Genomic DNA, 22,832 nt, shown 5'->3' on the forward strand with positions numbered 1-22,832 from the left:
TCAGCCCTTCATCATGTTGACGTCTTCAACAGCGATCGAGCCGCGGTTGCGGTAGAAGACGACGAGAATTGCAAGCCCGATGGCGGCTTCCGCGGCCGCGACGGTCAGAATGAACAGAGCAAAGACCTGGCCAGTGATGTCGTTCAGGAACGACGAGAAGGCGACCATGTTGATGTTGACCGCAAGCAGGATCAGTTCGACCGACATCAGGATGACGATGACGTTCTTCCGGTTCAGGAAGATGCCGAAGACACCAAGCGTGAACAGGATGGCGCTGACGGTGAGATAGTGGGAAATTCCGATTTCCATTTTTTGGTTCCTCGACCTCGCGTCCGAATTAAATGCCCTGCCCGGGCTTGACCGTGATCACCTCGACGGCGGTCTCGGGCGTGCGGGCAACCTGCTGCGGAATGCTCTGGCGCTTGATGTTCGTGCGGTGGCGCAGCGTGAGGACGATGGCGCCGATCATGGCGACCAACAGCACAAGGCCCGCGATCTGGAAGAAGTAGACGTAGTGGGTATAGAGCACGTCGCCGAGTGCGGCGGTGTTCGTCCGGTCGGCAACCGCCGGGATCGGCATCGAGATGCCCTTGGCAATCTCCGGCGAGAAGGTCGCGCCGCCGACGACGATGATCAGTTCGGCAGCCAGGATCAGACCGATCAGCGCACCGACGGGCGCATATTCAAGCACGCCGGCTCTGAGTTCGGCGAAATCGATATCGAGCATCATGACGACGAACAGGAAGAGCACCGCAACCGCGCCGACATAGACCACGAGCAGGATCATCGCCAGGAACTCGGCGCCAGCCAGCAGGAACAGGCCCGCCGAATTGAAGAAGGTCAGGATCAGGAACAGCACCGAATAAACGGGGTTCCTGGCCGCAATGACCATAAATGCCGATGCCACCGCGATGAAGGCAAAGAGATAGAAAAAAAGAACCTGCAGACCCATGATCGGTGCCTTTTTCGTCTTGCACGGCGTGAGGCTCTTGCAGCCCCCACTCCACTGGCAAAGCCGGACTGATGTCCGGCCTTTGCCCCAAACTGTTTCACATGTGCCGCCTTGAAGGGCGACACCACGCATCGGCCTCAGCGATAGGGCGAGTCCATTGCGATGTTGCGTGCGATTTCCCGCTCCCAACGGTCGCCATTGGCGAGGAGCTTGTCTTTGTCGTAGTACAGCTCTTCACGCGTCTCGGTGGCGAATTCGAAGTTCGGTCCCTCGACGATGGCGTCGACCGGACAGGCTTCCTGGCAGAAACCGCAATAGATGCACTTCACCATGTCGATGTCGTAGCGCACCGTGCGGCGGGTGCCGTCGTTGCGGCGCGGGCCGGCCTCGATGGTGATGGCCTGGGCAGGACAGATCGCCTCGCAGAGCTTGCAGGCGATGCAGCGCTCTTCGCCGTTCGGATAACGGCGCAGGGCGTGTTCGCCACGGAAGCGCGGGCTGACCGGCCCCTTTTCGAAGGGGTAGTTCAACGTCGCCTTCGGCTTGAAGAAGTAGCGCATCGACAGAAAGAACGCGCCGACGAATTCCTTGAGGAACAGCGAGCTGACGGCTTGCGAAAGACCGGCCATCATTTACCTCCAGACTTGCCGGCCTGGGAGCGGCCAGCGGTATGCAACCGAGCGAAAGCCAGCATCATGCAGCTCCCGTCAGCTTGAGAACGAATGCAGTGATCACGACCATTGCCAGAGAAATCGGCAGGAAGACCTTCCAGCCGAGACGCATCAGCTGGTCGTAGCGGTAACGCGGAACGAAAGCCTTCACCATCGCGAACATGAAGAACACGAAGGATGCCTTGAGAACGAACCAGATGATGCCCGGGACCCAGTTGAGGAACCAGACGTCAACCGGAGGCAGCCAGCCGCCGAGGAAGAGAATGGTCGTCAGCGCGCACATCAGGCAGATGGCGGCATACTCGCCGAGCATGAACATCATGTAAGGCGTGGAGCCGTATTCGACCATGAAGCCGGCGACGAGTTCGGATTCCGCTTCCGGCAGATCGAAGGGCGGGCGGTTCGTTTCAGCCAGCGCCGAAATGAAGAACACGATGAACATCGGGAAGAGTGCGAGCCAGTGCCAGTCGAGGAACGATGCGGGCAGACCCAAGTTCGTACCGATGCCGTTGCTCTGCGCATTGACGATATCAGTCAGGTTCAGCGAACCCACGCACAACAGGACGGTGACGATGACGAAGCCGATCGAGACTTCGTAAGACACCATCTGCGCGGCAGAACGAAGCGCGCCGAGGAAGGGATATTTGGAGTTCGACGCCCAGCCACCCATGATGATGCCATAAACTTCAAGAGAAGATATGGCGAACACGAAGAGGATGCCGACGTTGATATTCGCGATCACCCAGCCGGCATTGAGCGGAATAACCGCCCAGGCGGCGAGCGCCAGCGTCACGGAGACGAGCGGCGCGAGCAGAAAGATTGCCTTGTTTGCGCCAGCCGGAATCACCGGCTCCTTGAAGACGAACTTCAAAAGGTCGGCAAAGGACTGGAAAAGACCCCAGGGGCCCACCACATTCGGACCACGGCGAAGCTGGACAGCAGCCCAGATCTTGCGGTCGGCCAGCAGAACGTAGGCGATGAAAAGCAGCAGCGCGACCAGCAGCAGCAGCGACTGGGCGACCATGATGATCGCAGGCCAGACATAGGTCGAAACGAAAGCGTCCATGATACTCTATTCCCTCGCGCTCATTCCGCCGCAGCTTTGAAGTTGTTGCGTGCCAAAGCCGAGCATTCGGCCATGACGGCGGATGCGCGCGCTATCGGGTTCGTCAAATAGAAGTCTTTGACCGGAGACGCAAACACGGATTTGCCCATCTCACCGGCTTTTTGAGCAAGTGCGGCAATTTCGTCGCCACTGCCGACGGCAATCGCGTCGACATCGGCGAAATGCGGCTGCGCGGCGTAAAGCTTCGAGCGTAATTCGCCAAGCGAATCAAAGGGCAGCTTCTTGCCGAGAACGTCGGAGAGCGCACGGATGATCGCCCAGTCCTCGCGGGCGTCGCCCGGAGCGAAGCCGGCACGGTTGCCGATCTGCACGCGGCCCTCGGTGTTGACCCAGGTGCCGGATTTTTCGGTGTAGGTGGCGGCGGGCAGGATGACGTCGGCAGCGTGGGCGCCATTGTCGCCATGCGAACCGATATAGACAGTGAAGCCGGACTTGCGGCCAGCAAGATCGATCTCGTCGGCGCCGAGCAGGAAGAGAACGTCAGTGGCCGAAACCATTTCGGCGGCCGTCTTGCCGTTCTTGCCCGGGACGAAGCCGAGGTCGAGACCACCGACGCGGGACGCTGCGGTGTGCAGAACGGCAAAGCCGTTCCAGTCGGCCGTCACTGCGCCGACAAGCTTGGCGGCAGCGGCGAGAACGGCGGCACCGCCCTCCCCTGCAACGGCGCCCTGGCCGATGATGATCATCGGACGCTGCGCCTTCTTCAAGGTCGCAGCGAACTTGCCCTTGCCGGACACGAGTTCGGCCAGCGTGTCGGTGCCTGCACCGAGGTATTCGTATTCGTAGCGCAGTTCACCCTGCTCGCCGATGACGGCGATCGGGAAATTGCCCATCCGGTAACGCTTGCGGATGCGTGCGTTGAGAACGGATGCTTCGAAGCGCGGGTTCGAGCCGATGATCAGCAGCGCGTCGGCGCTCTCGATCCCCTGAATGGTCGGGTTGAAGATGTAGCTGGCGCGGCCGAGCGACGGATCGAGCGCTGCACCATCCTGGCGGCAGTCGACGTTTTCGGAACCGAGCGAAGCAAGCAGTTCCTTCAGCGCGTACATTTCTTCTACGGAAGCAAGGTCACCGGCGATGGCGCCGATCTTGTCGCCGGAGGTCGCTGCAACGGCAGCCTTGACCGCCTGGAACGCTTCGCTCCACGTTGCAGCCTGCAGACGGCCGTCCTTCTTGACATAAGGACGGTCGAGACGCTGAGTCTTCAGGCCGTCCCAGATGAAGCGGCTCTTGTCGGAGATCCACTCTTCGTTGATGTCCTCGTTGACGCGCGGCATGATGCGCATCACTTCGCGGCCACGGGTATCGACGCGGATGGCCGAACCGAGCGCGTCCATCACGTCGATCGATTCGGTCTTGTTCAGTTCCCACGGACGCGCCGTGAAGGCGAACGGCTTGGAGGTCAGCGCGCCGACCGGGCAGAGGTCAACGACATTGCCCTGAAGCTCGGAGGTCATGGCCTGTTCAAGATAGGTAGTGATCTCGGCGTCTTCGCCGCGGCCGATCAGGCCGAGTTCGGCAATGCCGGCCACTTCCGTGGTGAAACGGACGCAGCGCGTGCAATGGATGCAACGGTTCATCACCGTCTTGACCAACGGGCCGATATACTTGTCTTCGACAGCGCGCTTGTTTTCCTGGTAGCGCGAACTATCGATGCCGAAGGCCATCGCCTGGTCCTGCAAGTCGCATTCGCCACCCTGGTCGCAGATCGGGCAATCGAGCGGATGGTTGATCAGCAGGAATTCCATGACGCCTTCGCGCGCCTTCTTGACCATCGGTGTGGTCGTGAAGACTTCCGGCGTCTCGCCGTTCGGACCCGGACGAAGGTCGCGCACACCCATGGCACAGGAGGCGGCGGGCTTTGGTGGCCCTCCCTTCACCTCGATCAGACACATGCGGCAGTTGCCGGCGACCGACAGCCGCTCATGGAAACAGAAGCGCGGAACCTCGGCGCCGGCTTCTTCGCACGCCTGAAGCAGCGTGAAATGATCCGGGACCTCGATCTCTTTTCCGTCGACTTTCAGCTTTGCCATCTTCGTACTCAATCCTGTCTTCCATCCGTCCACCTTGAGGCGACGGACAATTCCAACACAGCCATGCTGCTTGCCGGTGGCGACCTCTGCCGGTCACCGCCTCTTATTCTTTTGCGCCTTTCAGCGCCTTTGCCTGCTTTACCCAGTCGTCGCGCAGAATACGTCCGCCAAAGCCCAGTTCGTCGTCGAAGCGGGCAATGTCGGCGTCACTCCAGGCGGCGATATCGGCGAACCGGCGAATGCCCTTGCCGTTCAGGACCTGCTCGAGCTTCGGGCCGATGCCGGAAATCCGCTTGAGGTCGTCGGCGGTGCGGGTCTTGGACCGCGAAGCTGCCGGCGCCTTCACGCGCTCCGCCAGCTTGTTCTCAGCCTTCGGCTTTGATACCGCGCCTTTCTTGGCGACTACCGGCTTCACCGTCTCTTGCGGCATTGCTTCTGCCTGAACCGGAGCTGCTTGGGTCGGAACGACCCCAGCCGGGGCGTCTGCCTGCATCTGGCCAGCCAAGGCCGAGCCCTTCTGCAGCGCTTCGACGGCGCCCTGCATCGCGCCGAACATAACGCCGGCGATGTGGCTCGACAGACCGAAACCAAGCGCGGTGGCAGCTGCCACGGCGCCTGCCGGATGCGCCATCAGCGGATGCAGCGGCACTTTGGGCATGGTCTTCATCCATTCGGCCATGCCGAACGGATCGGCCGGATCACTGCCAAGCGGACGTGCGGACGGAATGCCGCTCTCGGCCTCTCCCCTCACCTGTCCATCCTTGCGTGTGCCGGCCATGGCCCGTTACTCCGCCGCTTCCAGCACCGCGCCGTGCGACGTCGCGTTGCGGGTGTATTCGTCGATGCGCTTTTCGATCTCCGGACGGAAGTTGCGGATCAGGCCCTGGATCGGCCAGGCGGCCGCATCACCCAGAGCACAGATCGTGTGACCTTCGATCTGCTTGGTGACGTCGAACAGCATGTCGATCTCGCGCTTCTGGGCGCGGCCCTGCACCATGCGTTCCATCACGCGCCACATCCAGCCGGTGCCTTCGCGGCACGGCGTGCACTGGCCGCAGCTCTCGTGCTTGAAGAAAGCCGAGATGCGGGCAATTGCCTTGATGATGTCCGTGGAGCGATCCATGACGATGGCAGCCGCCGTGCCGAAGGACGATTTGACTTCACGAAGCCCGTCGAAATCCATCGGGCAGTCAATGATGTCTTCCGCCTTGACCACCGGGCACGATGCGCCGCCGGGAATGACCGCCAGCAGGTTGTCCCAGCCGCCGCGAATGCCACCGGCATGCTTGTCGACGAGTTCACGGAAGGTGATGCCCATCGCTTCTTCGACCGTGCACGGCTTGTTGACGTGACCGGAGAGCATGAACAGCTTGGTGCCGACGTTGTTCGGACGGCCGATCGACGAGAACCAGCCAGCGCCGCGGCGCAGGATCGTCGGGGCAACTGCGATCGACTCGACGTTGTTGACGGTCGTCGGGCAGCCGTAGAGACCCATGTTCGCCGGGAACGGCGGCTTCAGGCGCGGCTGGCCCTTCTTGCCTTCAAGGCTTTCGAGCAGCGCGGTTTCTTCGCCGCAGATGTAGGCGCCGGCGCCGTGGTGGACGTAGATGTCCATGTCCCAGCCCAGCTTGTTGTTCTTGCCGAGCAGGCCGGCGTCGTAGCATTCGTCGATCGCAGCCTGCAGCGCCTCCCGCTCGCGGATATATTCACCGCGCACGTAGATGTATGCGGTGTGCGCACCCATGGCGAAGCTGGCGATGACGCAGCCTTCGATCAGGGTGTGCGGATCGTGACGCATGATGTCACGGTCCTTGCAGGTGCCCGGTTCGGATTCGTCGGCGTTGACGACCAGATAGTGCGGACGCCCGTCGCTTTCCTTCGGCATGAAGGACCACTTGAGACCGGTCGGGAAGCCTGCGCCGCCACGACCGCGAAGACCCGAAGCCTTCATCTCGTTGACGATCCAGTCGCGACCCTTTTCGAGGATCTGCTTGGTGCCATCCCAATGGCCGCGGCTCATCGCGCCCTTGAGAGACTTATCCTTGAGGCCGTAGATATTGGTAAAGATGCGATCTTCATCTCTGAGCATGGTTCACCTCTTTACCGCGGCTTCTTGCCGAAAACTCTGATGTATTCGGCTTCGCCACCCTTGGCGAGCGCCTTGGCCTGCTTGACCCAATCGTCACGTTCGATCCGGCCCTTGAAATTGAGATAGCTGTCGACCCATTCGCGCTCGGCCTTCTTCCACGACGCGACTTGCGCGAACGTGTAGATGCCGAGTTCGTGCAGCGTGCCTTCGATCTTCGGGCCAACGCCGGAGATCAGCTTGAGGTCGTCGACAGCCGCCGGCCTAGCGATGCCTGCCGGGCGGTTCTTGTCTTCAAGCGACGGCTTGCCGGAAACGTCGGCCGCCCTGGCGGGCTTCGACTTGTCGGCGGTGTCGCCCTCGACCTTGGCGTTTGCCGCCGCTTCCTTCTTCGCCGTCGCCGGCGTCTTCACGGCGGCGTTGGTTTCGCTGGCAGCGGTCTTTGCCCGTGCAGCGTTCGATGGCGGAACGCTGACAACAGGCGCATCGCTGACCTTCTTCGCGCTCGCGGGAGCCTTCCTGGCCGGCGCGTCCGGCGTCATGAGCGTGGTCGGGCCACCTTCCGGCGCCGAGAAGACACGATCGATCTGCGGACCGGTGGCGACTTCGGCACCCTTGCCTGCATCGAAGCGGTCGATGATCTGCTCGAGCTGCTCGGGCGTCAGGTCTTCATAGGTGTCCTTGAAGATCATGACCATCGGCGCATTCACACAGGCGCCCTGACATTCCACTTCTTCCCAGGAAAGCGTGCCGCTCTCGTTGAGGGTGAAAGGATCGTGGGCGATCTTGCTCTTGCAGACCCGGATCAGGTCTTCGGCGCCACGCAGCATACACGGCGTCGTGCCGCAGACCTGCACGTGAGCGCGCGTTCCGACCGGCTTCAGCTGGAACTGGGTATAGAAGGTCGCAACTTCGAGCACGCGGATATAGGCCATGCCGAGCATGTCAGCGATCGATTCGATCGCGGCCTTCGTTACCCAGCCGTCCTGCTCCTGCGCCCGCATCAACAACGGAATGACCGCGGACTGCTCACGGCCTTTCGGATACTTCTGGATTGTCTTCTTTGCCCAAGCGGCGTTTTCGCGATTGAACGCGAATGCGGCCGGCTGAACATTGTCTTCGGCTAGTCGACGAACAGACATTCTTCACGACACCTTATCAGTTAATCGACCCACACCGCGATTTCGTCACCGAAACGAATTCGCAGGCATAGGCTGACTGGTCTTTTTGTAAAAATACGATGTAGCGCGTGCCGTTGGCCACGGCCGCCTTGATCTCGTAGCCCTTGGCCACGAGATCGGCCATCGAGCCCCCACGCATCGCGGCAGACGCTTCGCTGTTGACGGAATCCTGTGCGGATGCCGCCGTCGCAAGCATAAGAAATCCTGCCATTGCCAGGGGCGCGAAACGCATCAGCGATCCACCTCACCGAACACGATATCGAGGGAGCCCAGCACGGCTGACACGTCGGCAAGCTGGTGTCCGCGACAGAGGAAGTCCATCGCCTGCAGATGCGCGTAGCCCGGGGCACGGATCTTGCAGCGATAGGGCTTGTTGCTACCGTCGGAGACGAGATAGACGCCGAATTCGCCCTTGGGCGCTTCAACGGCTGTATAAACCTCGCCGGCCGGCACGTGGTAGCCTTCGGTGTAGAGCTTGAAGTGGTGGATCAGCGCTTCCATCGAGCGCTTCATCTCACCACGTTTTGGCGGAACGATCTTACCGTCCATCGACGAGACCGGGCCAATCTTGGCATCGCCGAGCAGACGGTTCACGCACTGACGCATGATCTTGGCCGACTCGCGCATTTCGATCATGCGGATGAGGTAACGATCGAAGCAGTCACCGTTCTTGCCGATCGGAATGTCGAAATCCATGTCCGAATAGCATTCGTAGGGCTGCGAACGGCGCAGGTCCCAGGCAGCGCCGGAACCGCGAACCATCACGCCCGAGAAACCCCAGGCCCAGGCGTCTTCCAGCTTGACGACGCCGATGTCGACGTTGCGCTGCTTGAAGATGCGGTTGCCAGTCAGAAGCTCGTCGATATCGTCGACGGTCTTGAGGAACGGGTCGATCCACTTGCCGATATCCTCGACCAGCTCATGCGGCAGATCCTGGTGCACGCCGCCGGGACGGAAATAGGCCGAGTGCATGCGCGCGCCGCAGGCACGCTCATAGAACACCATCAGCTTTTCGCGCTCCTCGAAGCCCCAGAGCGGCGGCGTCAGCGCGCCGACGTCCATGGCCTGCGTGGTCACGTTCAGAAGATGCGACAGGATACGGCCGATTTCCGAATAGAGAACGCGGATCAGCTGGCCGCGGATCGGAACTTCGGTTCCGGTCAGCTTTTCCACTGCAAGCGCAAAAGCATGCTCCTGGTTCATCGGCGCGACGTAGTCGAGCCGATCGAAATAGGGAATCGCCTGCAGATAGGTCTTGGTTTCGATCAGCTTTTCGGTGCCGCGATGCAGCAGACCGATATGCGGGTCGACACGCTCGACGATTTCGCCATCAAGCTCGAGCACCAGACGAAGAACGCCGTGCGCCGCCGGATGCTGCGGACCAAAGTTGATGTTGAAATTGCGGACGTTATGTTCGGTCATACCGATTGCTCCAGGCCGGACGGCGCCCTCAAAGGGTCGCCGCGGGCCGACTTAGTCTCACCGTGCTTTCGCCTTCTCGTCGCCGGGCAGGACGTATTCCGTCCCTTCCCACGGGGAGAGGAAGTCGAAGTTACGGAATTCCTGCTTCAGTTCAACGGGCTCATAGATGACGCGCTTGGCTTCGTCATCATAGCGAACCTCGACAAACCCGGTGACCGGGAAGTCCTTGCGCAGCGGATGCCCTTCGAAACCGTAGTCCGTCAGGATGCGACGCAGGTCCGGATGGCCGGTAAACAGAATGCCATACATGTCGTAGGCTTCGCGTTCGAACCAGTCGGCGCCCGGAAAGACGCTGGTGGCCGACGGCACAGGCTCGCCTTCACCGGTCGCAACCTTGATGCGCACGCGGAAATTCTGGCGTGGCGACAGCAGGTGGTAGACGACATCGAAACGGTCCGGCCGCTGAGGCCAGTCGACACCGCAAACATCGACGAAGTTGATGAAGGCGCACTGCACGTCGTCGCGCAGGAACGTCAAGAGCTCGATCAGGTTTGCAGCCGTCGTCGTCAGCGTCAGTTCGCCGTAGTTGATGGCGGCATCCGAAATCAGCTGGCTGCGCGTCTCGCGCAGATAGGAGGCAAGCTCGTTCAGGGCTTCACTCATGTTAAGGACCCCCTACCCTTAGCGTTCGATCGTGCCGGTCCGGCGGATCTTCTTCTGCAGCAAAAGCACGCCGTAAAGCAGCGCTTCTGCTGTGGGAGGACAGCCTGGCACATAGATATCAACGGGCACGACACGGTCGCAGCCACGCACGACGGAATAGGAATAGTGATAGTAGCCGCCGCCATTGGCACACGAGCCCATCGAGATCACGTAACGCGGCTCCGGCATCTGGTCGTAGACCTTGCGGAGCGCTGGCGCCATCTTGTTGGTCAGGGTGCCGGCGACGATCATCACATCGGACTGGCGCGGTGAAGCGCGCGGCGCGAAGCCGAAGCGCTCGGCGTCGTAACGCGGCATCGACATCTGCATCATCTCGACGGCGCAGCAGGCAAGACCGAAGGTCATCCACATCAGCGAACCAGTGCGCGCCCAATTGATGAGCTCGTCGGTCGACGTAACCAGAAAACCCTTGTCGGCGAGCTCATTGTTGATCTCGCCGAAGAATGCATCATTGCTGCCGATCGGCTTGCCGGTCGAGGGATCGATGATCCCCTTCGGCTTGGGCGCAACGAGCGTGGTGCCGGATGCTAGTTCCATTCCAGCGCTCCCTTCTTCCATTCATAGATAAAGCCGATCGTCAGCACACTGAGGAAGACCATCATGGACCAGAATCCGAACCAGCCCAGCTGGTGGAACGAGACGGCCCACGGAAAGAGGAAGGCGACTTCCAAGTCGAAGATGATGAAGAGGATCGACACAAGATAGAAACGAATGTCGAACTTCATTCGAGCGTCGTCGAACGCATTGAAACCGCATTCGTAGGCCGACAGCTTTTCCGAATCAGGCGCCTTGAACGCGACGGCGAAGGGGGCAATCAAAAGTGCCACGCCGATCACAAGTGCGATTCCAATGAAAATCGCGATCGGAACATAGGAACCGAGAAGTTCAGTCATTGTTATCCGTCCCTGCCTGCGGGAGGGCGCATGGGAGAGCGCCAAACAACAAATCTCGCAGGCCGAAAAATATGTTGCAACGCCAGAGTGGTTAGCGCAGCCCGCGCTTGCGCGCAAGCCTTCGAGGGCCATTTAAACCGGTTCGCGGCACAGGATTGGACGACGTGTCGCGGCAAAGCGCTGATTTGCAGGCACGGGCAGACTTTACGGTAAAAGCGACGCCAGAAGGACAGATTGCCGCACTGCAAAAAACAGAATTTGCAGTGACGTTGTATCGGAGGAATCAAGAGGTAAATGGCGCGAGTGACGGGGCTCGAACCCGCGACCTCCGGCGTGACAGGCCGGCACTCTAACCGACTGAGCTACACCCGCGCATATGACCCAAGGGGTCAGTATTACCACCATCGGCGCTTCGTGAGAATGCCTCAAGTCAAACCATGTCAAGAATGGCGCGAGTGACGGGGCTCGAACCCGCGACCTCCGGCGTGACAGGCCGGCACTCTAACCGACTGAGCTACACCCGCATCATCTTGAAGTGGCTGGAGCGTTTCCGCCCCGGCACCGAGCGGGCTTGCCCGTTCGATGAGCGGCTAACTAAGCGGTTCGCATTTGGGTGTCAAGCGTGTTTGGAGACAAATCCATAACGGAGCCAATTTTGATCCACAGGCAATGTCAAAGCCGCCCTCGACCTCCCCTTAAGAGAGAGGGCCCCTGCCCTTTGCGCAGCAGCCGGCTCTGGCGTGAGGAAAGACAATGCACAGATACATGCCAGCGACTGATGGATTCGGATGAAAGTCGTCGCGTGGCCAATCACCTTTTTCCACAGTCGCCGCTCTCCGCTTTTTTCCACAATGTGAAAACCCGGCAACTCCTGCACTTTTGTCGCCTCGTGCAAAAAAAATCAAAAAAACGACGGAAATGCTCTTGCGGTTTTTTTCGGTTACGCCTAGATCACGGCCACCGACGCGGCGGACACATCCGGTCCGAACGCTGAAGGGCGATTAGCTCAGTTGGTAGAGCGCCTCGTTTACACCGAGGATGTCGGGAGTTCGAGTCTCTCATCGCCCACCATTTTTTCCTTGGAACTTCCACCGCCGACTCAAAAAGCGCATTTGCGTTCATGTTTTCACTGTCGAACTGTCCGTGGCCAAAATTCTGCGCTTCCTGTGTTCAGGCGTTCATCAGATCGAGCTGTCGGTACCGTGACCCAAGGCAAACGCCCGCACAGGCTTCGACGATAGAGCGACCTGCGCCTTTCGCGCGATGCAACCGAATTTGTTGAAAGCGATCCTTACGCCACGTGCGCTGTGAACGCGCTGGCGACAGATTCGTCACGAATCGCAAAGCAGCAGACGAGCAAAAGAATCAGCTAGCTGCCGCGATACTGTTCGTCGGTGACATGCTCCAGCCAGTCGACCGCCTTGCCGTCGAGCGCTTCCTGGATGGCGAGGTGAACCATGGCCGTGTCAGGCGCGGCACCGTGCCAATGTTTTTCGCCTGGCGGAAACCAGACCACGTCTCCCGTACGAATCTCACGCACCGGCTCGCCCCAGACCTGCGCCAGGCCTCTGCCCGATGTCACCACCAGCGTCTGCCCAAGCGGATGCGTATGCCATGCGGTCCGCGCGCCGGGCTCGAAGGTCACGTTGACGGCGCGCACACGGGCCGGCTCTGCTGCCTCGATGACGGGATCCTGCCTGACTGTCCCGGTGAAGTAGTCGGCCGAGGGTCGTGTCGACGCTCGCGATCCGCTGGGTATGATTTCCATCTGCCGTTCCTCCGGGTTTCCGTCACGATCATTCGCCGACGGCATGTCGGCATCATAACCTGTGGATAGTCACTTCCGGGCACGCCGTTCGGGCAATATCGCAAAGATGCTCGTGGTGCGTCAGGTAGATCACCTGCCCGACGCGGGCCATATCCGCCATCAGCTCGAAGGCGCGACCGGCGCGGCCGTCGTCAAACGTCTCCATGATGTCGTCTGCGATGAAGGGCAAGGTTTCGCGCGCCGCGGCGACCTCGTGATAGCCGGCGATCCTGAGCGACAGATAAAGCTGAAAGCGCGTCCCCTTGGAAAGATCGCGCGCCAGCTTGGACCCGCCAGTTGCGGCGTTGGCAATCAGGAATTCCTGACCCTTGTCGGCCTGCGCCGACAGGCTGGAATATTCTCCACCGCTGATGCGGCTGAAGGTTTCCGAGGCGCGCCGCATCATGGCGCTGCGATGGCGCTCGCGAAAGAGCCGGAGTGCCTGCTCGGCGGCGATCAGGCCGGCTCTCAGCTTGAGATAGCCGAGCGCCTTGGCCTCGATCTCCAGAAGCAGCGTGCGGCGACGCTGATCGAGTGCTGCGACAGCGTCGTCGCCGGCGATATTGGCGAGCGCCCCTTCCTTCGTCCGCATGTCGGCGTGCAATTCACTTACATCACGGTCGCTCTCTTCAAGCAGCGCCTCGACGCGAGCCAGTTCCAGCCGCACCGCTTCGTCGTCAAGCGCAGCCAGCAACGCCTCGGCGTCTTCGCTGCGGGCGACACCAAGGCGCTGCGCAAGGTCGGCCTCCGATTCGGCAATGCGCTGGCGCAGCCGTTCCTGCTCGCGGGAAGCGTCGAGCCGCAAGCCGGCTTCATCCAATGTCTCGCAGTCGAAGAAGTCGAGGACCAGACGTTTGCGGGCAATGTGAAGATCCTGCTCGGCAGCAACGCTGCGTTTCTCCTCCTCAAGGCGGGCAAGCTCCGTCAACAGCGTAGCGCGCCGATCCTCCTGCTTTTCAGCCTCTGCGGCACGCGCCTTCATGGCGGCGAAAATCGCAAGCGTATCTCCGGTGTCGGGCACACCGGCAAGATTTGCGATCGCCGCTTCAAAAGCCACTTGATCCTTGCGCATGCCGGCGACGCGGTGATCGAGATCGGCCTTGCGCTGCACCAGCTTGTCGAGATCCTGCAAGACCGCGAGCATGGGGGCGATTTGATCCGGCAGCAGCTGTTCCGGCCGACCGGCAAGCCAGGTGGTTGAGAGCAGATCGTCCCATTGCTCCCGCCAGGAGCACAGGGCGTCCTCGGCTTGCGCCAAGATCGACTTACGCTGCTCCAGCGCGTCACTGGAACGTCGGACCGCCTCGCGCGCCGCCTTGCCGGCAGAAAAAGCCGCCTGGGCCTGCCCGACAGCATTCTCGGCAAAGGCCATGAGATCGTCGAGCCGTTGCGGCAAACGCTCGGTCACACCGATCTCGGCAAGTGAATCCTTCAGAACATCGCGCGCGTCATTCTCGTCGGCCTGGGCGCGATCGAGCTCCAGCCGCGTAGAACGCTGTTGTGTGCGGACATCGAGCGCCGCGAGCCGGGACACGAGCCAGGCTTCCAGCTGCGTCAACTGCGTGACGTCAGGTAAACCGCTTGCAGAGGCTGTTGCTTTGACCGCCTGTGCAAGTGCAGACGCCTCCTCGGCGAGCGAGCATTGTTGTCGCCCAAGCTCATCAAGACGCGCCCGGCGCTCGGCGATCGACAAAGCGAGCGAGCGCATATCCGCGACCTTTGCTGCCTCGGCGAGCCGCAATGCCGTCGCATCGTCGTCGCGACCCAACGCGTCCTCAAAGATTTCCGCAGTCGTCGCATCCAACCGGACCTTGTGCCGCTCCCAGGCGTGTTGTCGCTGCTGGCGAATCTCGATGGACGCCCGGTCGTCAAGGGCGCCGCCCGAAGCAATCAGGGCCGCGAGGCGAGCTTCCTCTCCGGCCAGTTGTTCAGTTTCGCTCGCGACGCGGTCGGCAAGGCGCAGGCGCCTTTGGTCCTGCGCCGCCGTGTCGCGTCGCCAGGTCTCGATCGTGCCGGCAGCGGGCACAGTCAGGCCAAGCAGATCATCGGCGCTGCCTGAATAGGGTTTCAAAGCCGCCAGCTTGTCGGCAAGCTCTGCATCCAGGCGTTCGAGCACTTGTCGGGTGGCCTGCAGGCGCAGGGAGCAATCATCCTGCCGAACACGCCGCAAGCGCTCGACAAACGCGCTCGGATCGATGGCCGAGCTGCGTTCGGCCTGCAGCCGCGCCAGCTCGTCTGTCGCCTCCCGCTCCATCCGTTTTGCCCCATCCGCCTCCTGTCGAGCCGATGCCGCACGCTCCTGCAACGCGGAATGCCGCCGTGAGAGTTCCTGCAGGCGAGCGCCTGTGGCCGTCGGCAACAGCAGCGATGCCGGATCCTGGTCGCCGCGCTCGCCGAGCCTAACGAGGCAGGCAGAAATTTCGATATTTGTCCGCGACAGTTCGTCGATCCGTGCGGGCATGTCGCGCGCGGCTGTGACGTAACGCGCATCGAGCGCCGTCTCCTGCAGCGCGTTCAAACGTTCCACCAGGATGAGGGCCGCCTTGTCATGCGGCAGGACCTCCAGCTCTTCCTGCCGACGGCGACTTTCGTCCGCGAGTTGACGCAACCTGGTCGCAATTTCGATGTCGCGCCGTCGCAGTGCGGGCAGTTCTGCGGCCCACTCGGCCGGCGCTGGCGGCAAGGCCGGCGCCTTTGCCAGATCAATGCGCAAGCCACACAGGCGCCGGAAGAGCGGCAAGGCATCGATCTGCGCTCGCAGGCGATCGCGCTCCACTCGCAGTTCGACGCGCCGCGCCATGGCCGCGTCGTGGCGCTCGCGGGCGGCAAGAAGCGTCTTGCGCAGCGATGCATATTCACGCGCATTGACGTCCAGCCCGTTGCGCTCGACTTTCAACGCATCGAGTTCGGCCTTCAGCTCGGAAAGCTGATGCTTGCGTGCCTGGGGTCGATAGAAGGCATCCGCCTCGGCGCGCAGGATAGACAGGATCGCAGCGCTGTCCGGCAGACCTGAACTGGCGGAAAAGAGCAGGGAGCCGAGTTCGCCCTCGCTCTTCAGGATCGCCTCCCCTCCCTGCTCGATACTGTCGTCGTCGAGCGAGAACATCATGCGGTAGGTCGCGCGGTCGATCGAGCCGAGCGCGGCGGAAAACAGATTGTCCGGCAACGGCTGATCGTCGGCACCGACCAGCGTGTTGGTCTTGCGCTTTATCCGGAAGGCCTGATGGGTGCGGCCGGCCGCCTCGATCGTGCCGCCAACCCGCATCGTCTGATAGGCGTGCAGAAAGCCGTAGGAGCTGTAATGCTCGATGCCGAAGAGCAGGTCGAGGAAGCCCGAAAACAGCGTCGACTTGCCGGCCTCGTTCGGGCCGTAAACGATATGCAGGTCTGGCCTACCTGATATCGCCGGACCGAAGTCGAGGCGCCGCTCGGTAAACTTGCCGTACCGCACCAGGTCGAGTTCGCGCAGCCGCATCAGCGTGAACCCTCGCCTGCATTGCCATGAAGGTGTGCGAGCACCTCCGCAGCACCGGAGACACCGGCATCGAACGCCAGTCTTTCGACCGCCGCCTCATCCGGCGCCAGAACCTGGCGCAGGTCCGGCGGCAACTGCTGCAGCAATTCCTCGACCGCAGAGCGCACTTCCTGACGGAAACCGTGGGCCGGCAGGACATCGCTGCCGACAAGGGCCGCCAGTTCGTCGACCGGATCAGCCATAACCGCCCCCGCCTCTGCACCAGGACTGCGGCAATCGAGCTCGATTTTCTCGACCCAGCAGCCGCCGTTGCCCGCAGCCACATTGTCGATCTCGGCCCGGAGCAGATCGCCATCACGGCGCATGCGCCAGGAAAGCGGCGTCGCGCCAGTCAGTGTCAGGCGGAAGATCACATTGTCGGCAGCGGTCGTCTCGCGCGACTGCAAGAAAGCGTTCCCGACCGTATCAAGCATATCGCCCCACTCGGAAACGCCGGTGAGGTCAAGGCTGATCCGCTCGAAGGTGGCAAGGCCGATTGCCCGCTCCTCGATCGAAACCCGCCCTTCGTCGGTCACCGTCACCAACGTCACGCCCTTGCTGCCGGCTTCGTTGATGTCGCGCCCCTGCGGCATGCCCGGCATGACGACGAAAGGTTCGCTGGCATGGACCTGACGCTGATGGACATGGCCGAGCGCCCAATAGTCGAAGCCGTGCGCCTGGAGATCCGCCACGCTGCAGGGAGCATAGAGGTCATGGCCGGCAGCGCCGGCGAGGCTCGTGTGCAACATGCCGATATTGATCGCGTCGGCGACCGGTGACTGAAAGGACGGCAGCAAGCTTTCCGACGCATGGGGGTTCGCAAAGCTCACACCATGGATATAGACATCGCGGCCGCTCTCCAGCGTCTTTGCGAGGACTGCCTTGCCGCGGCCCTTGAAGACGTGTGTCGATGGCGAGAGCGTCAGCTCGTTCGTCACTTGCGATTGGGCATCGTGATTGCCGCGGATGATGAAGACCCGGATGCCGGCCTCGTCGAGCCGGCGCAGTTCGCCAGCGAGAAACAGCGCGGTGTTCATCGAGGTCTGGCTGCCATCATAAAGGTCGCCGGCGATCAGCAAGGCATCGACCTCTTCGGCAAGGCAAAGATCGACGATCCTCACAAGCGCTTGCCTGGTCGCACCGCGCACGATGTCGGCGAGCTCGGCATTTCGAAGCGCAAGGCTGCGCAGCGGGGAATCAAGATGAAGATCGGCGGTGTGAACGAAGCGGAAGGACATGGCCGACCATGGCCCGTGGGAGCAGCACCCGTCAATGCGCCGGACACCGTCATCCACGCGGATGCGCCCGTCACTCGCCGTTATTTCAGGGCAGTTAAGTAAAGCCAGCGCTCATACGTAATGACTGGAGTTTCGACTTGAAACGTTCTGCCGCAAAAGCGCGCGCCCCTATGTGCAAATATCAGATTATACTCACTTTAATCGATTGGCGCTTTTGTAAGAACTTGTTGGCTAGGTTCCGCTCGGCTGCATTTTGCGTGCGGCCAAGCACAGGAATGACTCCCTGCTTCGGCATCCGCTCCGTCATGACGATCAAGAGCCGGAACGACTTATTCATGCACAAGCTTTTACGGACGCCGTTCCTCCGGAGTTATTCATGTCGCGCCTAAAGATATCACACACCCTTATTGCCCTTTTCCTGATGGTTGGCCTCATCGTCACCGTTCTGGCCGTCGCCTCGCTTGGCGGCATCAAGATGATGAACGAGCGCAACAACGAGATTGCCACCACGTGGCTGCCGCGTGTCTCGCTCTCGCGCGCACTGGAAACCCAGCTTTCGGACACACGCATGTCGTTTGCCCGGCACCTGATCTCGCTGACCCCCTTCGAGAAGAAGGCGGCCGAGAAGGTCATCGGCGAAACCGTAGATGGCTTCAACAAGCTTTCGGACGAATACGCCGCCCTGATGGTCAACGACGCCGACAAGGCAGCACTTGAAAAGGTCAAGAGCGCCTATGAGGCCTACCTCTCGGTTTCCGCCGGCATGGTCAAGCTCTCCAACAATCTCGAGAATATGAAGGCGCAAAGCGTGTTCAAGGTCGAGATGCGCGAGAGGGAACAGCAGGTCGACCAGGCGATCAAGGAAATGCGCGCGCTCAATCTGGCCGGCGCCGACGCTGCCGTTGCTGACAGCTCCACCACGCACGACCAGATCCGTATGATCGAAATGGCTGTCATCGCGGTTGCGGCTCTCATCGTCCTCGGCGCTATTTTCTACGCAATCCGCGGCATTGCCCGTCCAATCCAGATCATCACCCGCTCGATGGCAGGTCTCGCAAATGGCGATACGGCCACCGCCATTCCCTATGGCGTGCGCAAGGACGAGATCGGCGAGATGGCGCGCGCCGTCGAGGTCTTCCGCGAGGCGGCCATCTCCAATCTTCAGCTCGAGGAAGATGCCAAGGTCCAGCGTTCGCAGGCAGAGGCCGAGCGTCACCGCGTGACCGAAGAGGCCGAGGCGGCCGCACAGCTCCGTCTGCAGGAAGCGACAGCCGGCCTTGCAACCGGTCTTCGCCGCCTGGCGGCCGGCGATCTCGCCTTCCAGCTCAACGAACCTTTCGCACCGGATTTCGAACAGCTGCGTCACGACCTCAACCAGGCCGTTGCCCAGCTGGCCGATACACTGGCTGCCGTCTCCTCCAGCTCGGGCAGCATCGACAGCGGTGCACGCGAAGTCAGCCAGAGCGCCGACGATCTGTCACGTCGCACCGAACAGCAGGCCGCGTCGCTGGAAGAAACGGCAGCCGCCCTCGACCAGATCACGGTCAATGTCGGCAGCTCGTCCAAGCGCACCAACGAAGCCCGCGCCATTGCCAGCCAGGCAAACGAAAGCGCCCACAAGTCCGGCGCCATCGTCTCCGGCGCAATCGACGCCATGGGCCGCATCGAGCATTCGTCGAGCCAAATCTCCAACATCATCGGCGTCATCGACGAAATCGCCTTCCAGACCAACCTGCTGGCGCTGAATGCCGGCGTGGAAGCAGCGCGCGCCGGTGATGCCGGCAAGGGATTTGCCGTCGTCGCCCAGGAAGTGCGCGAACTCGCACAGCGTTCGGCCAATGCCGCCAAGGAGATCAAGGACCTGATCCGCAATTCAGCGGTGGAAGTGCAGAGCGGCGTCAAACTCGTGCGTGAAACCGGCGAGGCTCTGCGCACGATCGAAGGCTTTATCGTCACGATCAACCAGCACATGGACGCGATCGCCGTTTCGGCACAGGAACAGTCCGCCGGGCTTTCCGAGGTCAACACCGCCGTCAACCAGATGGACCAGGTGACCCAGCAGAACGCCGCAATGGTCGAAGAGGCGAACGCCGCAAGCGCGACGCTGGCACAGGAGGCCGGCCGTCTTCGCGAACTGATCGCTCGCTTCACATTGGCCCAGGATTCGGGCCACGGTTACGCGCCTTGGACCGGCTCATCGCGCCGGGCAGCATAGTCCGAACGGGTGAAATTCTTGGCACTACAAGTGAAACGGCCTCCGGAAACGGAGGCCGTTTCTTGCTTGCGGAGGTCGTTACCGTGAAATTGCAGAGGTTTTAGTCGACAAATGTAGCAATTGTAACTATCAATAATGTTGCTGCCATTTGACATGGCACCTCACAATTTTCCAACGATGATCATGAAGAAGACATTCGAAGTTTCCGACAGACTGTTTGAGCTTTATCACCGCGTCCACCGGCTCGTGAACGAGTCGATGACGGAGGAAGGCGTTTCGCTGGCGCGGAGCAAATTCCTGTTCTTCCTGAGCAAGCTCGGCCCCTGTCGCTCGACGGATATCGCCTGCGCGCTGAACTTTGCGCCGCGCACCGTCACCGAAGCGATCGACGGCCTCGAGCGCGACCGATTGGTGATGCGCAAACCCGATCCCGAGGATCGCCGCGCCAAGATCGTCTCGATCACCGACACGGGACGCGTGATCCTGGAGGCAGCCGAACACCCGCGCAAACAGCTGATCGAGGAGATCTTCTCCGCGCTCGACGACAAGGAGCTCGGTCAGCTCTTCGATATCGTCGGCAAACTCGTCGACAAGACCGACGAAATTCGCAAGCGCAAGGATGAGGCCGAAGCAGCACAGATTGCGGTCGCTCGCTAGGCCCGCCCTTCCCCCAGCCTTTACAGATAGCCGAAACAGAAAGAGGCCGGGACGTCATGTCCCGGCCTCTTTCGTTTTTCTCCTGGCCCGACGATTACATCGCGTCGATGGCACCGATGGAGAAGAACAGTGTCTCGCCGGAGGAATCGTCGACGCCGTCATTGTCGGTGACGACATAGCCGTTGCCGGCGGCATCGACGGTGAAGCCTTCGACCTTGTCGACGACGTAACCCTTCAGGGCCCTCAGATCGGGAAGGAGGTCGCGAACCTCTTCCTTCTTGACGACAGGAAGCTCGCCGCCAAGGGCTGCCGGCTTCAGGTCGGCAAGGGCGACACGGTAGAGCTTCTTCAGCTTGGCTGCCTGGCCGATCAGGTTGTCTCGCTCGATGATATAGGCATAGTCGCCGTGGACGGAGATTTCCGACAGGCCGACCCAGCCGCCATCCGCCTTCTCGAGCGGATAACGCACAGCACCCCATTCCTCGCTCGACGGCTTGTAGGAGACGAGCTTGACGAAGCCCTTCTCGTCGTCCTTCCATTCGCGCTGGACGGCCATCCAGAGAACCTGATCGTCGCCTTCGCCGACAACCGTTACACCCTCGAAGCCGAAGCGGCTCTCGCCTGCACGCAGAGTTTCGGGCAGGGCGATCTCCTTCTTGATCTCGCCCTTCTTGTTCACACGCAGCAGCGCGTGGCTGTAGAGCTTGTCGGCGTTGCCTTCCGAAGCGAGCCAGAAGCCCCCTTCCCCATCATTGGCGATGCCTTCGATGTCGAGCTTCTGTGCCGGGGCGCCATCGCGGGTGATCCGAAGCGTCTCGGTGATCAACGCCGGCTTCTGCGTCGCATCGATGGTGAAGATGGTCGGCTGCGATGCATAAACCGAATCGTTGACTGCGCGCAGGAAGCCCGGCTTGTCGGCAACGGCTGCGAGGCCCGACAAGGCTCCGAAGCCCACCGGCAGACCATCCTTGTCCGCCGAACGGATCTGCGGATAGGCGGCTTCACCTTCGCCACGCTCGTAGATCATCACATGCGAGCGAGCGCCGCCGTCTTCGCCGAGATCGACCTCGTTGGCGGTCGCAAGCAGATTGCGCGACGGGATCGCGACGGCACCCTCCGGCGAGATGCCCGACGGCAGCAATTGCAGCAGTTCCGGCTCGGCGCCGGTGTCCTTGTAAACGCCGACGACGGATGCACGTTCGGTAAGCACGAAGAACAGATTGTCTTCGCCGAACTTGGCAGCCTCGAGGCCTTCCGGCTCGACGCCCTTGGCCGACGAGCGCTTCTCGGGATAGTGGCCGATCGAAGCGATCTCGTGTTCGAAACTCGCACCCGATTCGAACAGGACCTTACCGGCCGTATCGAAGATGGTGAAGCCGCGCGAACCGCCCTCATAGTCACCTTCGTTGGCGACGACGATGCGATTGTCGTCGAGCCACTTGACGGCGTCAGGCTCGCGCTTGCGGCCCGGTTGCTCGTCCATGAAGGCGATAGCGCCGTCACGCTTGGCGTCGATGTCCCTAAGGTCGACCGCGCCAGCGGAGAAATGCGTCTTTACCGTCGCCGACTTGCCGTCGATGATGACGATGTGGTTGTTCTCCTGCAGCGTCAGCGCAATCTCGTCCTTGCCGTTGAAGGACACGAATTCCGGCTCCGGGTCGTCGCCTGCAACCTCGGCAAGACCGGTGAGGGTCACGTGCTTGATCGTCGCGCAATCGGCACCACCATCCTTCAGAGACAGGATCACCAGGTCGCCGGCAGGCATCTGCGGGATCTTGCCGTCGTTGACCTCTTCATCGCGCTCATTCTCGATCGCGATCGCAGCAATGGTCCGGTCCTTGTTGACCGCGACGGAGTCCGGCTGGCCGCCGAGATCGCAGGTCGACTCGACCTTCTTCGAGGCAACGTCGACGGTAGCGAGAAAGCCGGAAGGCTTGGTGAAGCTTTCGCGTGTGTTGACCGCGATCAGGGCCTTGGTACCGGCGACGGTTACCGAGGTCGGCTCGCCATCGAACGACACGATACCGGCCGCCTTCGGCGCCTTGGCGTCGGTGATATCGATAAGGCCGATGCGCTTGCCCGGGCTATCGGAATAGATCAGCGTATTGCCGTCTTCGGTGGCGGTAATGATTTCCGCGGATGTCGCGTCCTTGCGGGCATCGCCCTCCGGCAGATTGTCGGCAACGGCGAAGGACGCAATACGATTGAACACCGGTTCGGCGGCAGCCGGAAAGGCAACGGACGCAAGAAGTATGGCGGCAAGTGCCGTTCTGCATGATGAAATGGTCATGAAAAATCCCCCATGTCGAATATT

The 22,832-nt window shown here is 61.3% G+C and carries 19 protein-coding genes and 3 tRNA genes; 3 read left to right on the top strand and 19 right to left on the bottom strand.

Going from position 1 to position 22,832, the window contains the following annotated elements; translation table 11 throughout:
* From nuoK to IB264_RS04705, 15 genes are all read right to left on the bottom strand, one after another.
* Nucleotides 1-309: an NADH-quinone oxidoreductase subunit NuoK gene (nuoK, locus tag IB264_RS04635; RefSeq protein WP_025426592.1), complete on the bottom strand. Its 309-nt coding sequence runs from the start codon at nt 307-309 to the stop codon at nt 1-3.
* 28 nt (nt 310-337) lie between these two features.
* On the bottom strand, nt 338-952 hold the full coding sequence (locus IB264_RS04640; RefSeq protein WP_025426591.1) for an NADH-quinone oxidoreductase subunit J: 615 nt from the start codon (nt 950-952) through the stop codon (nt 338-340).
* A gap of 137 nt (nt 953-1,089) precedes the next feature.
* On the bottom strand, nt 1,090-1,581 hold the full coding sequence (gene nuoI / locus IB264_RS04645) for an NADH-quinone oxidoreductase subunit NuoI (protein ID WP_025426590.1): 492 nt from the start codon (nt 1,579-1,581) through the stop codon (nt 1,090-1,092).
* 64 nt (nt 1,582-1,645) lie between these two features.
* A complete protein-coding gene (gene nuoH, locus IB264_RS04650; RefSeq protein WP_025426589.1) occupies nt 1,646-2,689 on the bottom strand; it encodes an NADH-quinone oxidoreductase subunit NuoH in 1,044 nt (347 codons plus the stop codon).
* A gap of 20 nt (nt 2,690-2,709) precedes the next feature.
* Nucleotides 2,710-4,782 carry an NADH-quinone oxidoreductase subunit NuoG gene (gene nuoG, locus IB264_RS04655; RefSeq protein WP_025426588.1) on the bottom strand — a complete coding sequence of 691 codons (2,073 nt, stop codon included), beginning with the start codon at nt 4,780-4,782 and terminating at the stop codon, nt 2,710-2,712.
* Nucleotides 4,783-4,885: 103 nt separating this feature from the next.
* On the bottom strand, nt 4,886-5,560 hold the full coding sequence (locus tag IB264_RS04660; RefSeq protein WP_025426587.1) for an NADH:ubiquinone oxidoreductase: 675 nt from the start codon (nt 5,558-5,560) through the stop codon (nt 4,886-4,888).
* 6 nt (nt 5,561-5,566) lie between these two features.
* Nucleotides 5,567-6,871 (bottom strand): NADH-quinone oxidoreductase subunit NuoF, encoded by a 1,305-nt coding sequence (nuoF, locus tag IB264_RS04665; RefSeq protein ID WP_025426586.1) that lies wholly within the window; start codon nt 6,869-6,871, stop codon nt 5,567-5,569.
* Nucleotides 6,872-6,882: 11 nt separating this feature from the next.
* Nucleotides 6,883-8,010 carry an NADH-quinone oxidoreductase subunit E gene (locus tag IB264_RS04670; protein WP_025426585.1) on the bottom strand — a complete coding sequence of 376 codons (1,128 nt, stop codon included), beginning with the start codon at nt 8,008-8,010 and terminating at the stop codon, nt 6,883-6,885.
* Between the two features lie 16 nt (nt 8,011-8,026).
* Entirely contained in the window at nt 8,027-8,281 is a 255-nt protein-coding gene (locus IB264_RS04675; RefSeq protein WP_025426584.1) for a hypothetical protein, read from the bottom strand.
* Complete coding sequence (locus IB264_RS04680; protein ID WP_025426583.1) at nt 8,281-9,471, bottom strand: NADH-quinone oxidoreductase subunit D; 1,191 nt, start codon at nt 9,469-9,471, stop codon at nt 8,281-8,283. The genes IB264_RS04675 and IB264_RS04680 overlap by 1 nt, the downstream gene beginning before the upstream one ends.
* Nucleotides 9,472-9,528: 57 nt before the next feature.
* The gene (locus IB264_RS04685; RefSeq protein WP_025426582.1) at nt 9,529-10,134 is read right to left on the bottom strand and encodes an NADH-quinone oxidoreductase subunit C; all 606 of its coding nucleotides are present in this window, start codon (nt 10,132-10,134) and stop codon (nt 9,529-9,531) included.
* 18 nt (nt 10,135-10,152) lie between these two features.
* Entirely contained in the window at nt 10,153-10,731 is a 579-nt protein-coding gene (locus IB264_RS04690) for an NADH-quinone oxidoreductase subunit B family protein (protein WP_025426581.1), read from the bottom strand.
* Entirely contained in the window at nt 10,722-11,087 is a 366-nt protein-coding gene (locus IB264_RS04695) for an NADH-quinone oxidoreductase subunit A (RefSeq protein ID WP_025426580.1), read from the bottom strand. The genes IB264_RS04690 and IB264_RS04695 overlap by 10 nt, the downstream gene beginning before the upstream one ends.
* 295 nt (nt 11,088-11,382) lie before the next feature.
* Nucleotides 11,383-11,459 (bottom strand) — tRNA-Asp (locus IB264_RS04700).
* A gap of 75 nt (nt 11,460-11,534) precedes the next feature.
* Nucleotides 11,535-11,611: transfer RNA gene (locus IB264_RS04705), tRNA-Asp, on the bottom strand.
* 471 nt (nt 11,612-12,082) lie between these two features.
* Between IB264_RS04705 and IB264_RS04710 the strand changes: the two genes are divergently transcribed.
* Nucleotides 12,083-12,158, top strand: a tRNA-Val gene (locus tag IB264_RS04710).
* A gap of 298 nt (nt 12,159-12,456) precedes the next feature.
* Here the strand turns inward: IB264_RS04710 and IB264_RS04715 are convergent.
* From IB264_RS04715 to IB264_RS04725, 3 genes are read right to left on the bottom strand one after another with little or no spacing between them, the layout of a single operon-like run.
* Nucleotides 12,457-12,855 carry a cupin domain-containing protein gene (locus IB264_RS04715; RefSeq protein WP_025426579.1) on the bottom strand — a complete coding sequence of 133 codons (399 nt, stop codon included), beginning with the start codon at nt 12,853-12,855 and terminating at the stop codon, nt 12,457-12,459.
* Between the two features lie 52 nt (nt 12,856-12,907).
* Nucleotides 12,908-16,369, bottom strand: a complete 3,462-nt coding sequence (locus IB264_RS04720; protein ID WP_025426578.1) for an AAA family ATPase — start codon at nt 16,367-16,369, stop codon at nt 12,908-12,910.
* Complete coding sequence (locus IB264_RS04725; RefSeq protein WP_025426577.1) at nt 16,369-17,646, bottom strand: exonuclease SbcCD subunit D; 1,278 nt, start codon at nt 17,644-17,646, stop codon at nt 16,369-16,371. Before IB264_RS04725 ends, IB264_RS04720 begins: the two co-directional genes overlap by 1 nt.
* 376 nt (nt 17,647-18,022) lie before the next feature.
* Here IB264_RS04725 and IB264_RS04730 point away from each other — a divergent pair, with 376 nt between their 5' ends.
* On the top strand, nt 18,023-19,861 hold the full coding sequence (locus tag IB264_RS04730) for a methyl-accepting chemotaxis protein (RefSeq protein WP_025426576.1): 1,839 nt from the start codon (nt 18,023-18,025) through the stop codon (nt 19,859-19,861).
* Between the two features lie 183 nt (nt 19,862-20,044).
* Nucleotides 20,045-20,518: a MarR family winged helix-turn-helix transcriptional regulator gene (locus IB264_RS04735; RefSeq protein WP_025426575.1), complete on the top strand. Its 474-nt coding sequence runs from the start codon at nt 20,045-20,047 to the stop codon at nt 20,516-20,518.
* Nucleotides 20,519-20,612: 94 nt separating this feature from the next.
* Here the strand turns inward: IB264_RS04735 and IB264_RS04740 are convergent, their stop codons facing one another.
* Entirely contained in the window at nt 20,613-22,808 is a 2,196-nt protein-coding gene (locus IB264_RS04740; protein WP_025426574.1) for an esterase-like activity of phytase family protein, read from the bottom strand.
* Nucleotides 22,809-22,832 lie beyond the last annotated feature (24 nt).

Source organism: Ensifer sp. ENS11 (assembly GCF_014851895.1).
Classification (GTDB): Bacteria; Pseudomonadota; Alphaproteobacteria; order Rhizobiales; family Rhizobiaceae; genus Ensifer; species Ensifer canadensis.

Excerpts from the sequence above, each read along its gene's own strand:
- nuoK (WP_025426592.1), bottom strand. The coding sequence starts at position 309 with ATGGAAATCGGAATTTCCCACTATCTCACCGTCAGCGCCATCCTGTTC.
- IB264_RS04640 (WP_025426591.1), bottom strand. The coding sequence starts at position 952 with ATGGGTCTGCAGGTTCTTTTTTTCTATCTCTTTGCCTTCATCGCGGTG.
- nuoI (WP_025426590.1), bottom strand. The coding sequence starts at position 1,581 with ATGGCCGGTCTTTCGCAAGCCGTCAGCTCGCTGTTCCTCAAGGAATTC.
- nuoH (WP_025426589.1), bottom strand. The coding sequence starts at position 2,689 with ATGGACGCTTTCGTTTCGACCTATGTCTGGCCTGCGATCATCATGGTC.
- nuoG (WP_025426588.1), bottom strand. The coding sequence starts at position 4,782 with ATGGCAAAGCTGAAAGTCGACGGAAAAGAGATCGAGGTCCCGGATCAT.
- IB264_RS04660 (WP_025426587.1), bottom strand. The coding sequence starts at position 5,560 with ATGGCCGGCACACGCAAGGATGGACAGGTGAGGGGAGAGGCCGAGAGC.
- nuoF (WP_025426586.1), bottom strand. The coding sequence starts at position 6,871 with ATGCTCAGAGATGAAGATCGCATCTTTACCAATATCTACGGCCTCAAG.
- IB264_RS04670 (WP_025426585.1), bottom strand. The coding sequence starts at position 8,010 with ATGTCTGTTCGTCGACTAGCCGAAGACAATGTTCAGCCGGCCGCATTC.
- IB264_RS04675 (WP_025426584.1), bottom strand. The coding sequence starts at position 8,281 with ATGCGTTTCGCGCCCCTGGCAATGGCAGGATTTCTTATGCTTGCGACG.
- IB264_RS04680 (WP_025426583.1), bottom strand. The coding sequence starts at position 9,471 with ATGACCGAACATAACGTCCGCAATTTCAACATCAACTTTGGTCCGCAG.
- IB264_RS04685 (WP_025426582.1), bottom strand. The coding sequence starts at position 10,134 with ATGAGTGAAGCCCTGAACGAGCTTGCCTCCTATCTGCGCGAGACGCGC.
- IB264_RS04690 (WP_025426581.1), bottom strand. The coding sequence starts at position 10,731 with ATGGAACTAGCATCCGGCACCACGCTCGTTGCGCCCAAGCCGAAGGGG.
- IB264_RS04695 (WP_025426580.1), bottom strand. The coding sequence starts at position 11,087 with ATGACTGAACTTCTCGGTTCCTATGTTCCGATCGCGATTTTCATTGGA.
- IB264_RS04715 (WP_025426579.1), bottom strand. The coding sequence starts at position 12,855 with ATGGAAATCATACCCAGCGGATCGCGAGCGTCGACACGACCCTCGGCC.
- IB264_RS04720 (WP_025426578.1), bottom strand. The coding sequence starts at position 16,369 with ATGCGGCTGCGCGAACTCGACCTGGTGCGGTACGGCAAGTTTACCGAG.
- IB264_RS04725 (WP_025426577.1), bottom strand. The coding sequence starts at position 17,646 with ATGTCCTTCCGCTTCGTTCACACCGCCGATCTTCATCTTGATTCCCCG.
- IB264_RS04730 (WP_025426576.1), top strand. The coding sequence starts at position 18,023 with ATGTCGCGCCTAAAGATATCACACACCCTTATTGCCCTTTTCCTGATG.
- IB264_RS04735 (WP_025426575.1), top strand. The coding sequence starts at position 20,045 with ATGAAGAAGACATTCGAAGTTTCCGACAGACTGTTTGAGCTTTATCAC.
- IB264_RS04740 (WP_025426574.1), bottom strand. The coding sequence starts at position 22,808 with ATGACCATTTCATCATGCAGAACGGCACTTGCCGCCATACTTCTTGCG.